The following is a 12,458-nucleotide window of genomic DNA, read 5'->3' on the forward strand; positions in this document are numbered from 1 at the left end:
AATGATCAACCCGACCAAGCAGCGGAACCTCGCTTCCGCGACGGCCCAGCCGGTGGCCACCCGTACGCCGCTGTTGCGCGGCGCCGATCAACGCGCCCGCATGCAGTCGCTGATCCGCACGGCCGGCATGCTGCCGGTGCTGCTGGTCCTGTGCATCGGCTTCGGCTTTCTGACCGACGGTTTCTTCACGCTGCAGAACCTGTCGATCGTCACGCAGCAGGCGTCGATCAACATCGTGCTCGCCGCCGGCATGACCTTCGTGATCCTGACGGGCGGCATCGACCTGTCGGTGGGCTCGGTGCTTGCCGCCGCGGCCGTCGCGGCGCTGCTCGCGTCGACCATCCCGGGCTGGGGCTGGCTCGGCGTGCCGTTCGCGCTCGTCGTCGGCCTCGTGTTCGGCGCGATCAACGGCGGGCTGATCTCGTTCCTGCGCCTGCCGCCGTTCATCGTCACGCTCGGCGCGATGACGGCCGTGCGCGGCGTCGCGCGCCTGATCGGCAACGACACGACCGTGTTCAATCCGCAACTGCCGTTCGCGTTCATCGGCAATGGCACGATCCTCGGCGTGCCGTGGCTCGTCGTGATCGCATGCGCGGTAATCGCGATCTCGTGGTTCATCCTGCGCCGCACGGTGCTCGGGATGCGTATCTATTCGGTCGGCGGCAATCCGGAAGCCGCCCGCCTGTCGGGCATCAACGTGCGGGCGATCCAGCTGTTCGTGTACGCGGCGTCGGGGCTGCTCGCCGGCCTCGGCGCGGTGATGTCGGCCGCGCGGCTCTATGCGGCCAACGGCCTGCAGCTCGGCCAGTCGTACGAACTCGACGCGATCGCCGCGGTGATCCTCGGCGGCACGAGCTTCGTCGGCGGCGTCGGCTCGATCGTCGGCACGCTGATCGGTGCGCTGATCATCGCGGTGCTGACCAACGGGCTCGTGCTGCTCGGCGTGTCCGACATCTGGCAGTACATCATCAAGGGGCTCGTGATCATCGGCGCCGTCGCGCTCGACCGCTACCGCCAGCGCGATTCGGCCCGTACCTGAGCCCCTGCCCGTCCATTCAACCTGGCGGCGCAGGCCGATCCCTGCGCCCGCCCGCCAAGCAACTTCACGGAGACACAACGACATGTTCAAGCACAAAGCCGCCCTGACCGCCGTCGCCTGCACACTCGCCTTCGGCGCTTCCGCCGCGCACGCGGCCGACAAGCCGCTCAAATCGATCGGCGTCACGGTCGGGTCGCTCGGCAACCCGTACTTCGTCACGATCGTCAAGGGCGCCGAGGCGCGCGCCAAGCAGCTCAACCCGAATGCGAAAGTCACGGCCGTGTCGGCCGACTACGACCTGAACAAGCAGTTCACGCAGATCGACAACTTCATCTCCGCGCACGTCGACATGATCCTGCTCAACGCAACCGATCCGAAGGCGATCGAGCCGGCGGTGAAGAAGGCGCAGGCGGCCGGCATCACGGTCGTCGCGGTCGACGTCGCGGCGGCCGGCGCGAACGCGACCGTGCAGACCAACAACGTGAAGGCCGGCGAGCTGGCCTGCGACTTCATCGCGAAGAAACTCAACGGCAAGGGCAACGTGATCATCGAGAACGGCCCGCAGGTGTCGGCCGTGATCGATCGCGTCAACGGCTGCAAGACCGTGCTCGCGAAAAGCGCCGGCATCAAGGTGCTGTCGAGCGACCAGGACGGCAAGGGCTCGCGTGAAGGCGGGATGAATGCGATGCAGGGCTATCTGACGCGCTTTCCGAAGCTCGACGCGGTGTTCACGATCAACGACCCGCAGGCGATCGGCAGCGATCTCGCCGCGAAACAGCTGAACCGCCCGAACATCGTGATCACGTCGGTCGACGGTGCGCCCGATATCGAGGTCGCGCTCAAGTCGAATACGCTCGTGCAGGCGTCGTCGAGCCAGGACCCTTGGGCGATGGCGCAGCAGGCCGTCAACGTCGGCTACGGCATCATGAACGGCCAGAAGCCGGCCAATCCGATGATCCTGATCGAGCCGACGCTCATCACGCGCGACAACGTGAAGAGCTACAAGGGCTGGAGCGCCCCGCGCTAATCGCGCCCCCCGTCCGCACGACCGGGCAGTGCCGGGCCGCGTCGCAGCGTGCGACGGCCTGCACTGCCCGCCGTTTCAGATCAATCGCTGCATCGCCGCGCACCCCGCCGCGGCACAAGGTTTCGACATGACGACGACGTTTCCCCGCCTGATCGTATTCGGCGAAGCATTGACCGATTTCATCCGCGACGACGCACAGCACTGGCATAGCGTCGCCGGCGGCTCATGCTGGAACGTCGCGCGCGTCGGTGCGCGACTCGGCGTGCCGACGGCCTTCGCCGGCACGGTCAGCCGCGACACCTTCGGTGACGAGCTGATGCGCAAGAGCGCCGACGCGGGGCTCGACCTGCGCTTCATCCGGCAGGTCGATCGCGCGCCGCTGCTCGCGATGGTCGTGTCGAAGCAGCCGCCCCACTACTTCTTCATCGGCGAGAACAGCGCCGATCTCGCGTTCGATCCGGCGGACCTGCCCGCCGGCGCACTCGACGCCGCCGAGATCGTGCACGTCGGTTCGCTCGGCGTCGTGCGCGAGCCGCTGGCGTCGCGCCTGATCGACGTCGCGCAGGCTGCGCGGGCGGCCGGCAAGCGGATCTCGTTCGACCCGAACTTCCGCGCACCGATGGCCGCGCCGTCGTATCGCGACACACTGCGCCGGCTGGCCGGGCTCGCCGACTGGATCAAGGTATCCGACGAGGATCTGCGCGGGCTGTTTCCCGAACTCGATGAAGCCGCCGCACTCGCGCAACTGCGCGCGTGGGCGCCGGACGCCGCGATGCTCGTCACGCGCGGCGCATCCGGCATGCAGCTCCTGCATCGCGACATCGTGCTGTTCCAGCCCGCGTTCCCGACCGACGTGGCCGACACCGTCGGCTGCGGCGATGCGAGCATCGGCGGCTGGCTCGCGAGCCAGCTCGCGCGTCCCGATGCATCAGCCGCCGAACATCTGCGCTACGCAGCCGCGTGCGCGGCGGTCGCCTGTGCGCATGCAGGCGCCTATGCGCCGACGGCGGCCGAAGTGACCGCCATGATCGATCGCTCCGCCGACGCCGTGGTTTCGCCATAGCGCGCGCCGGCGCGCCGCCTCATCACGCGGCGGTCGTGCCGTCGCTGCCGTCCGGCGGCATCCGGGCCTGCAGCAGTTGCAGGCTCTCGTCGACGCTCAGTTCCGACATCGCATCGTCGTGCAGCGTATCGTCGGCCGCGCGGCGCAACGCGTGCAGCGCGTGCATCTTGAGCCGCACGATCGCGAGCCGCAACCCGCGCGCCGTGCATTCGGCCGCGAACGTGCGCAACGACTCGATCGTCGTGCTGTCGACATCCGGCGTTTCCTCGAGGCTCAGCATCACGGTGTGCGCGTCCGGCGCGGCCTTCATCAGCGCACGCACGCGGTTCAGCATCCGGTCCGCATTCGCGAAGAACAGTTGCGCCTCGGGCCGCACGATCAGCACGCCCGGCACCGGCTTCGCTTCGGCATGGCTCGCCACGTCGACGAAATCGTGACTGTCGCGCAGCCTGCCGAGCACGCTGACGTTCGGCTCGGACAGCTTGCGCAGCGTCAGCAGCAGGCTCACGCCGATGGCCGCGAGCAGCCCGTGCAGCACGCCGAGCACGAGCACCGCGAGCAGCGCGGCGATCACCACGAGCCGGTCGCGATGCCAGGCCCAGTACGGCCGGAATACCGACGGATGCAGCGAGTGGCTGACCGCGAAGATCACGATCGCCGCGAGCACGGGCTCCGGCGTGCGCGCGAGCTGCGGCAGCAGCAGCCACACGATCAGCGCGACCACGCCCGCCGCCCACAGGCCGGCAAAGCGCGACTGCGCGCCGGCCGCTTCGTTCGCCGAGGTCGCCGAATAGCCGGCGCCGACCGGCATCCCGTGCAGCAGGCCCGACACGAGGTTCGCGCAGCCGAGCGCGACGAGGTCGCGGTTCGGCGACACGCTGTCGCCATGCTTCAGCGCGAAGTTGCGAATCGACCCGTACGATTCCGCGTACAGGATCAGCATCAGCGCGAACGCAAGCTCGATGGTCTGCATCCACGCGTTGCGGTCGAGGGTCGGCAGGCCGAACTCGATATGCTTGAAATCGATATGGCCGACGATCGCGATCCCGTATCGCTGCCAGTCGATCGCATAGCCGACTGCGATCGACAGCACGATCACGACGAGCGTCGCGGGCACGCGTGAGCTCCGCCCGAGCGCGAACAGCAACGCCAGTGCGATCGCCCCGAGTACGACGCTCGCGAGATTCGCATGCGGCGCGCCGGTGATCAGGTCGAGCGCGACATGCGGCGCATCGCTGTGCTGCACGGAAATCGCGAGGATCTTCGGCAACTGCTTGATGACGATCGTCAGCGCGAGGCCGAACGTGAAGCCGCGCAACACCGGCCGTGCGACGAAGTCCGACATGCCGCCGAGCCGCGCGGCACCGGCCAGGATGAACAGCACGCCGGTCATCGCGACGAGTGCCGCCGCGAGCGCGAGCTGCGCGGCGAGCGCCATCCCCGACTCCGCGAGCACGGTCGCCGCGAGCACGGCGGCCGACGACGACGTCGACGACACGATCGCGAAGCGGCTGCTGCCGGTGAGCGCATAGACGACGAGCCCCGACAGCAACGCGATGAGACCGGCCTGCGGCGGCAGGTTCGCCAGCCCCGCGTACGCGACCGCCTCGGGAATCAGCAGCCCCGCGATCGACAGGCCGGCCAGCGCATCGAGGCCGATGCGTCGCGTGGGCGGCGGCGAGGCCGTGTCGAGCGCGGCGAAATGGTCGGCATGCTGCGGGCCGGCATCGGGGCGGATCGGGGCGGTCGTCATGAGGCGGTCAGGGCTTGACGGCGATGACGCCCGACCAGCCGGGCAGATAGCGTGCATCCTGCTCATGCGCGCGATGCAGTGCGATGTCGAGCGCCTTCGCGAAGTTCTTGCGGATCTGGTCGAGCGACACGTGCTGGCGCAGGTAGTCGGCCCACAGGAATTCGCTGAATGGCGTCGCATCCTTCGCATAGCCGCCCGCCGTACGCAGTTCGCCGGCAAGGCTGCGGTACGGATCGTCCACGAGCCCCGTCAGCGCCTTCGGCAGATTCGCGTAGTCGCGGCGCGTGCCGTCCGCACCGAACGGATGCACCCACTGGTTGTGTTCCATCATCCGCCAGAAGATCGTGTCGTCGAGCCATGACAGGTCCTTCAGCAGCATCGCGTTCACGCGTGCCTCGCCTTCCTCGATCAGCGCGAGGCCGAGGTGGTGGTGATCGGTGATGTAGTGCAGCCCGTCCGGGCCGAGCACCGCCGGGAACCAGTGCGAATCGATCGCGGCCTTGCGCGCGCGCTTGCTGAGCGCCTTCCAGTGCTTGCGCTTCGCCTTGACTTCGCGATAGCCGACCGTCATCTGCGTGGGACGCAGTTCTTCAAGCTTGACGGGAATCAGGTGAACATCGTTGCCGAGTGCCATGGTCGTACCCCATGTTGCGAAATTCCGGCAACGATACTCCTGATCGCGCGAGCCGTTAATACGTCATGACCTCGATACGCGTCCGGTTGACGATCTCTGACAACCGCCCGACGCCCCGCCCTCGCACGGCGCCGCGCTACGCGCGCAGATCGTTGCGCTCGAGACGATGTCGAATGTAAGGAATGCCATCGTGCACGACGCTCACGCGACGCATCCCGAGCTTGCGCGCGACATTCAGCGAGCCGCTGTTGGCCTCGGCGATATCGGCGATCACGCGCGGCAGGCGCACGGTGTCGAACGCGTGACGCACGACGGCTGCCGCGGCTTCGCTCGCGATGCCGCGCCCCCATGCCGCACGCAGCAGCCGCCAGCCGATCTCGACGTCGTGCGCGCCGTCCACGTAGTCGGGAATCAGCAGGATCCAGCCGATGAATGCATCGGGCGCGGCCTTCTCGAAGATCGACCAGTAGCCGAGGCCCGGCGGATAGTTACACGTGATCCGGTGCGTGACGAAGCGCCGATGCTCGACGGGATCGTGCCACGGGCCCGCGATGTGCCGCGTGACCTCGGGATCGCGATCCATCGCGAGGCACGCGTCGAGATCGGCCAGCACTCGCGGGCGCAGCCACAGCCGGGCAGTCTCGAGCACGGGCAGCGTGGCGGCGGAACGTTCGGTCATCGGGACTCCTGATTCGGTGACGATGCGCACCGGGCGCATTACAAAACAGATACAAACAGCCTTCCGGAATGATACAGATGCCTGTCGCCGGTTTCGTGCGACGGCATTGCCGTTTCCGAAACAGTTCATTTCCTAGGGATTATTCCCGATTCGACGTTATCGCGCCCCACATCGTCCGACGCCGCGGCCTACACTCGATCAATGCCCCCGCACCGCGCGCAAGCCGGGCCGGCATCCGCATGCACAACGTAAGCGCGCAAGCCAACGAGGAGACCTCGGACATGAGCTGGACCCGCGAACAACGCAACGTCACGATCGCCGCCTACCTCGGCTGGACACTCGATGCGTTCGATTTCTTCCTGATGGTCTTCGTGCTGAAGGACATCGCCGCCGAATTCGGGTCGACGATTCCTGCCGTCGCGTTCGCGCTCACCCTGACGCTCGCGATGCGCCCGCTCGGCGCACTGATCTTCGGCCGGCTCGCCGATCGCTTCGGCCGCCGCCCGACGCTGATGGTCAACATCGCCTGCTACTCGCTGCTCGAACTCGCATCGGGTTTCGCGCCGAGCCTGACCGCGCTGCTCGTGCTGCGCGCGTTGTTCGGCGTCGCGATGGGCGGCGAATGGGGTGTCGGCTCCGCACTGACGATGGAAACCGTGCCGACCCATGCGCGCGGCTTCGTGTCGGGACTGCTGCAGGCCGGCTATCCGAGCGGCTACCTGCTCGCGTCCGTGGTGTTCGGCCTGTTCTACCAGTACATCGGCTGGCGCGGAATGTTCATGGTCGGCGTGCTGCCCGCGCTGCTCGTGCTGTACGTGCGCTCGCACGTGCCCGAATCGCCGGCATGGAAGCAGATGGAAAAGCGCCCGCGCCCGAGCCTTGGCACCACGCTGAAGCAGAACTGGAAACTCACGATCTACGCGATCGTGCTGATGACCGCATTCAACTTCTTCTCGCACGGCACGCAGGATCTCTATCCTACGTTCCTGCGCGAACAGCATCACTTCGATCCGCATACCGTGTCGTGGATCACGATCGTGCTGAACATCGGCGCCATCGTCGGCGGCCTGTCGTTCGGCGCGATCTCGGAACGGATCGGCCGCCGTCGCGCCATCTTCATCGCTGCGTTGATCGCCCTGCCCGTGCTGCCGCTGTGGGCGTTCTCGAGCGGCCCGGTTGCCCTCGCCGCAGGGGCGTTCCTGATGCAGATCTCGGTGCAGGGTGCGTGGGGCGTGATCCCGGTTCACCTGAACGAGATCTCGCCCGACGAGATCCGCGCGACCTTCCCCGGCGTCGTCTACCAGCTCGGCAACCTGCTCGCGTCGGGCAACGCGACGATGCAGGCCTCGCTCGCCGTTTCGAACAACAACAATTACAGCTTCGCGCTCGCGCTCGTGGCCGGCATCGTCGCCGTCGTGATCGCCGTGCTGATCCAGTTCAGCCGCGAGCGGCGCGGCATCGACATGACGCAATCGGTCAATACACGTAGCACGGTCACCTGAACCCGCGCATTGCCGCACCGCATCATCGCGCATGCCCCGTCCTGTCGAGGGCACGCGCGATACTTTCCGCATTCGCACATCGAACTAGAGGAATTTGTCCAGATTCCCCGCTTGCCCGCTCGGTCCGCGATTTTTTATCTTAATAAAAACGACTGTTTGAATCAGACAAACAAATCACCAGTTCGCGGCCGGGCGACCGGCATGGGAGGCGGGACATGGCAGTAAGTCAGGAGGGGCGGCCATCCGCGGGACGGCCGTCCGGGGCACGGTCATCCGGCACGCGGCAGACCGGCGGGACGAAGGCGCGCATCCTCGATGCGGCCGAGGACCTGTTCATCGAGCATGGCTTCGAGGCGATGTCGATGCGGCAGATCACCTCGCGCGCGGCGGTCAACCTCGCCGCGGTCAACTACCACTTCGGCAGCAAGGAAGCGCTGATCCACGCGATGCTGTCGCGCCGGCTCGACCAGCTCAACCAGGAGCGCCTCGGCATTCTCGACCGCTTCGATGCGCAACTCGGCACACACATCACCTGCGAGCACGTGCTCGGCGCGATGTTCATTCCCGCGCTGAAGGCCTCGCGCAATCCCGAACGCGGCGGGCCCGGCTTCCTGCGCCTGATCGGCCGTGCGTACACCGATCCGTCGCCGTTCGTGCGCAACTTCCTGACCGCGCACTATGCGAGTGTCGCGGGCCGCTTCTTCGACGCGTTCCAGCGCGCGTTGCCGCACCTGCCGCGCACGGAGCTCGGCTGGCGGCTGCACTTCGCGATCGGCGCACTGTCCGGCGCGCTCGCGGGCGCCGAAACGGAAAGCCTGATCGACGAGTTCTCGCAAGGCCGCACGATGAACGACGTGCAGATGATCGCGCGACTGTCGTCGCTGATCGTCGCCGCGCTGAAAGCGCCGATGCCCGACAGCGCGCAACTGTCGATCTTCGCGGCCGTGCTCGACGACGCGGGGGCCAGCGAAGCGTTCGGGCTGCCGCAGTCGGCTGCGCGCCCCGTCGATGCGGCGACGCTGCATTCCACGAACTGAGCGCGTGAGGCCACGCGCGGCGTCCTGTTCACGATTTGATTGAAACGCACGGTCGTGCGGGGCGTCGAGGCGCCCCGTCGATCGACCGTGCGGCACGGGGCACGGGCCGGCGCCGAAGCGCCCACCCTCGCCGAGAGCAAAGACCGGAGACTCGTCATGTCATCTTCCGCAGCAACCGCAGCGGCCCAGGTTCCGCCGAATACCGACGGCATCTGGTACGCGTCATATCCGCCCGGCGTCCCGCACGACATCGACGTCACGCAATACGCGTCGCTCGTGCAGTTCTTCGACGAATGCACGAGCCGCTTCGCCGAGCGCGTCGCCTACGTGAGCGCGGGTGCATCGATGACCTATCGCACGCTCGCGCAGAAAGTCGACGCGTTCGCGTCGTACCTGCAAAGCATCGGCATCAAGCCCGGCGACCGCGTCGCGATCATGCTGCCGAACACGTTCCAGTATCCGGTCGCGCTGTTCGGCACGCTGAAGGCCGGCGCGATCGTCGTCAACGTCAATCCGCTCTACACCGTGCGCGAACTCGCACACCAGCTGAAGGACAGCGGCGCGCAAACGATCGTCGTGTTCGAGAACTTCGCGCGCACGCTGCAGGACGCGCTGCCGGAAACGCAGGTGAAGAACATCGTCGTCACCGCGCTCGGCGACCTGCTCGCCGACGGCTTCAATGCGAAAGGACGCCTGATCAATTTCGTGCTGAAGCATGTGAAGAAGCTCGTGCCGGCCTACCATCTGCCGCAGGCCATCCGGTTGCGTTCCGCCCTCGCGCTCGGTGCGCGCGGCAAGCCGCAGCCGGTGCCGATCACGCGCGACGACCTCGCGTTCCTGCAATACACGGGCGGCACGACCGGCGTCGCGAAAGGCGCGATGCTCACGCACGGCAACCTGATCGCGAACCTGCTGCAGGCGAAGGCCTGGATCGCCGACCAGGTCTCGGGCGACGTCGAAACCGTGCTCACGCCGCTGCCGCTGTATCACATCTATTCGCTGACGGTGAACGCCTTCATCTTCATGGGGCTCGGCGGGCGCAACATCCTGATCGCGAACCCGCGCGACATGACGATGGTGATGAAGATCATTCGCAACGAGACGTTCACCGGGATCACCGGCATCAATACGCTGTACAACGCGTTCCTCGACAACGAGGAATTCCGCAAGCGCGATTTCTCGAAGCTGAAGCTCGCGATGGCCGGCGGGATGGCGATGCAGCGCGCGGTCGCCGAGCGCTTCCAACAGGTGACGGGCCGGCCGGTCGTCGAGGGCTACGGCCTGACCGAGTGCTCGCCGATCGTCACGATGAACCCCGTGGACCTGAACGACATGGCCGCGTTCAGCGGTTCGATCGGCCTGCCCGCGCCGTCCACCCTCGTGCGCTTTCGCCGCGAGGACGGCACCTGGGCGCCCGTCGGCGAACCGGGCGAGCTGTGCGTGCGTGGCCCGCAGGTGATGCGCGGCTACTGGCAGCGCCCCGACGAGACGGCCAAGGTGATCGACGCCGACGGCTGGCTCGGCACCGGCGACATCGGCGTGATGGACGAACGCGGCTTCATCCGCCTGATCGACCGCAAGAAGGACATGATCCTCGTGTCGGGCTTCAACGTGTATCCGAACGAGATCGAGGAAGTGCTGGTGATGCATCCGGGCATCAGCGAAGCCGCGGCGATCGGCATTCCTGACGAGGTGCAGGGTGAACGGATCAAGGTGTTCGTCGTGCGCCGCGACCCGTCGCTGACGGTCGACGACGTGCTCGCGCACTGCCGCAAGAACCTGACCGGCTACAAGATGCCGAAATTCGTCGAGTTCCGCGACGCGCTGCCGCAGACGAACGTCGGCAAGATCCTGCGCCGTGCGTTGCGCGACGAGGAACTCGCCAAAATCAAGGCCGCGAAGCAAGGCTGAACGATCCATCGCCCCGGGAGACGCCGTCGATGAACGAAGGAAAGAAGCGCCACGCGCGGCATGCCGCCGCCGTGGCAGTCGCGTGCATGCTGTCGCTCGCCCAGAGTGGCCTGCGTGCGCAGGAAGCGGCCAGCGCCGTGAGCGCGGCGCAGGAGATCGCCCTGCCGGCCAATCTCGCGAAAGTCGTACGCGAGCCTGTCGCGCAGCAGGCACGCTGGCTGCGCACGGCCGCGCAGCGCGGCACGCTCGCGCAACTCGATGACGCCACGCTCACGGCGCTCTTCAAGGCACTCGATCCGCTCGCCGTGCCGCTCTATATCCGTAACGGTCCCAACGGCTATCCGTCCTACCAGTTCACGATGGTGCGCCAGGAACGCATCAGCGGAAAATGGTCCGATACGCCCGACCGCATGCTCGTGAAGACCACCCGCGAGCCGCTGCGCGTCTATGCGAAATGGCTGCCGGGCGGCGCGCATGCCGGACAGGAGACCATCTACGACACGACGCAGCGCAAGGACGAGATGTACGGCCACCTCGGCGGCCTGCTCGGCAAGATTCCGCTGTGGACGGCCATCGACGGCGCACTCGCGCGCGCCCAGTCGAATCACCAGGTGAAGGATCTCGGCACCGAATTCATCACGAACCTGTACCTGACCGAAGGGAAGAAATATCTGGAAGCCGGCGTGCAGCGGCCGACCGATGTGGAAGCCAGAACGATCAACGGCGTGCGTGTCGTTACGCTCACCTACGAAACACCGACCGGCCGGCCGCAGTTCTACGCGAAGAAGGAAGTTCTCGGGCTCGACCTGCACGCGCCCTATTTCCGGACCGTCGAGTCGTATGACAACGACGGCAGGATCTTCGAGCGGATCGTCATCGAGAAAATCGCGCCGGCGACGCTCGACGACACCGCATTCGACCCGAAAAACCCCGACTACGCGTTCTGATGCGCGCCGGCGGGGTGGATCCCGGGCTCAGTCGTCATCGTCGTCGCCGTGGTGCCGATGCCAATGCTTGTAATAGTGCTTGCGCCACTTGCGATAGCGATCGTCGTCGTCATCGCCGTCGTAGCCGTATCCATAGCCCGGATAGGCGACGACGGCCGGCTGCGGCGCCACATAGACCGGCGCCGGCTCGACATAGACCGGCGCGACCGGTACGCCGATGCCGACCGACAGGTCGACATGCCCCGCCATCGCACTGCCGGAGGCCAGCAACGCCACGCTCCCGACCCACCCTGCCCATTGCCTCTTGTTCATGTTCTGAATCCCTGATATACCGGCCCGCCCGGCTCGCGCGAAGCAATATAAGCGTCGCGCGCGAACCAAGGTGATACGCCATTGCGAGAGTCGTAACGCGGCGTAACGAAATGGCATTTGCCGTTCGGCCGAATCGCGAAAATGCGCTGGAACGTCTATAGTGGGTTACGGTTCGACACAATCACGACTTCGCGCTCCCCGATCGAACAGGGTAGAATTCCGCGAAACGGCTTGTGGACGAACACGCCACACACACGCACAACATATTCTCTGACGCAGGCTCCTGCCGCACCTCAATGGCCAATCCCGCAGAATCCCATCCGCAAAACGACTTCATCAATTCGGCGCGCAAGGAACGTAAGCGCGTTGAAATCTATCTCGTCAACGGCATTCGTCTGACGGGGTGTATCGAGTCGTTCGACCAGTACCTGGTGATGCTGCGCACCCCCGTGGGTCTGCAAGGCATCTACAAGCGCGCGATTTCCACGATCCAGCTCGACACGGGCGGCTCGCGCCCGGGCGGCAGCGGCCCCCGCGGGCCGCGCACCGGCGGG

The 12,458-nt window shown here is 66.5% G+C and carries 12 protein-coding genes; 8 read left to right on the top strand and 4 right to left on the bottom strand.

Annotation, left to right across the window (positions count from 1 at the left end; translation table 11 throughout):
• Position 1: 1 nt before the first annotated feature.
• The 3 genes from F3J15_RS16325 to F3J15_RS16335 all read left to right on the top strand — a co-directional run bounded on the left by F3J15_RS16325 (position 2) and on the right by F3J15_RS16335 (position 3,129).
• Positions 2–1,039 (top strand): ribose ABC transporter permease, encoded by a 1,038-nt coding sequence (locus F3J15_RS16325; RefSeq protein ID WP_089439984.1) that lies wholly within the window; start codon positions 2–4, stop codon positions 1,037–1,039.
• An 82-nt stretch (positions 1,040–1,121) separates the two neighbouring features.
• Positions 1,122–2,066 (top strand): ABC transporter substrate-binding protein, encoded by a 945-nt coding sequence (locus tag F3J15_RS16330; RefSeq protein WP_166892480.1) that lies wholly within the window; start codon positions 1,122–1,124, stop codon positions 2,064–2,066.
• Between the two features lie 127 nt (positions 2,067–2,193).
• Complete coding sequence (locus F3J15_RS16335) at positions 2,194–3,129, top strand: carbohydrate kinase (RefSeq protein WP_166892483.1); 936 nt, start codon at positions 2,194–2,196, stop codon at positions 3,127–3,129.
• A 22-nt stretch (positions 3,130–3,151) separates the two neighbouring features.
• Here F3J15_RS16335 and F3J15_RS16340 read toward each other — a convergent pair whose 3' ends face one another.
• The 3 genes from F3J15_RS16340 to F3J15_RS16350 all read right to left on the bottom strand — a co-directional run bounded on the left by F3J15_RS16340 (position 3,152) and on the right by F3J15_RS16350 (position 6,195).
• Complete coding sequence (locus tag F3J15_RS16340; RefSeq protein ID WP_166892486.1) at positions 3,152–4,882, bottom strand: SulP family inorganic anion transporter; 1,731 nt, start codon at positions 4,880–4,882, stop codon at positions 3,152–3,154.
• A gap of 7 nt (positions 4,883–4,889) precedes the next feature.
• Positions 4,890–5,516 carry a ParB-like protein gene (locus F3J15_RS16345; RefSeq protein WP_089445509.1) on the bottom strand — a complete coding sequence of 209 codons (627 nt, stop codon included), beginning with the start codon at positions 5,514–5,516 and terminating at the stop codon, positions 4,890–4,892.
• A gap of 136 nt (positions 5,517–5,652) precedes the next feature.
• Positions 5,653–6,195, bottom strand: coding sequence for a GNAT family N-acetyltransferase (locus tag F3J15_RS16350; RefSeq protein WP_166892489.1), 543 nt, complete (start codon positions 6,193–6,195; stop codon positions 5,653–5,655).
• Positions 6,196–6,476: 281 nt separating this feature from the next.
• Between F3J15_RS16350 and F3J15_RS16355 the strand changes: the two genes are divergently transcribed.
• The 4 genes from F3J15_RS16355 (at position 6,477) to F3J15_RS16370 (ending at position 11,592) form a co-directional block, all read left to right on the top strand.
• The gene (locus F3J15_RS16355) at positions 6,477–7,697 is read left to right on the top strand and encodes an MFS transporter (protein ID WP_089445507.1); all 1,221 of its coding nucleotides are present in this window, start codon (positions 6,477–6,479) and stop codon (positions 7,695–7,697) included.
• A 215-nt stretch (positions 7,698–7,912) separates the two neighbouring features.
• Positions 7,913–8,734, top strand: coding sequence for a TetR/AcrR family transcriptional regulator (locus tag F3J15_RS16360; RefSeq protein ID WP_166892491.1), 822 nt, complete (start codon positions 7,913–7,915; stop codon positions 8,732–8,734).
• A gap of 156 nt (positions 8,735–8,890) precedes the next feature.
• Complete coding sequence (locus tag F3J15_RS16365; protein WP_089445505.1) at positions 8,891–10,645, top strand: AMP-binding protein; 1,755 nt, start codon at positions 8,891–8,893, stop codon at positions 10,643–10,645.
• A 29-nt stretch (positions 10,646–10,674) separates the two neighbouring features.
• Positions 10,675–11,592 carry a DUF1571 domain-containing protein gene (locus F3J15_RS16370; RefSeq protein WP_166892494.1) on the top strand — a complete coding sequence of 306 codons (918 nt, stop codon included), beginning with the start codon at positions 10,675–10,677 and terminating at the stop codon, positions 11,590–11,592.
• A gap of 27 nt (positions 11,593–11,619) precedes the next feature.
• On the opposite strand, the gene F3J15_RS16375 is transcribed toward F3J15_RS16370, so the two are convergent.
• Complete coding sequence (locus F3J15_RS16375) at positions 11,620–11,904, bottom strand: hypothetical protein (protein WP_069247847.1); 285 nt, start codon at positions 11,902–11,904, stop codon at positions 11,620–11,622.
• Between the two features lie 296 nt (positions 11,905–12,200).
• On the opposite strand from F3J15_RS16375, the gene hfq reads away from it, so the two are divergent.
• On the top strand, positions 12,201–12,458 hold a 258-nt coding region (gene hfq / locus F3J15_RS16380), incomplete at its 3' end, for an RNA chaperone Hfq (RefSeq protein ID WP_166892497.1).

The organism is Burkholderia sp. Ap-955, assembly GCF_011753045.1.
Taxonomy (GTDB): domain Bacteria; phylum Pseudomonadota; class Gammaproteobacteria; order Burkholderiales; family Burkholderiaceae; genus Burkholderia; species Burkholderia lata_D.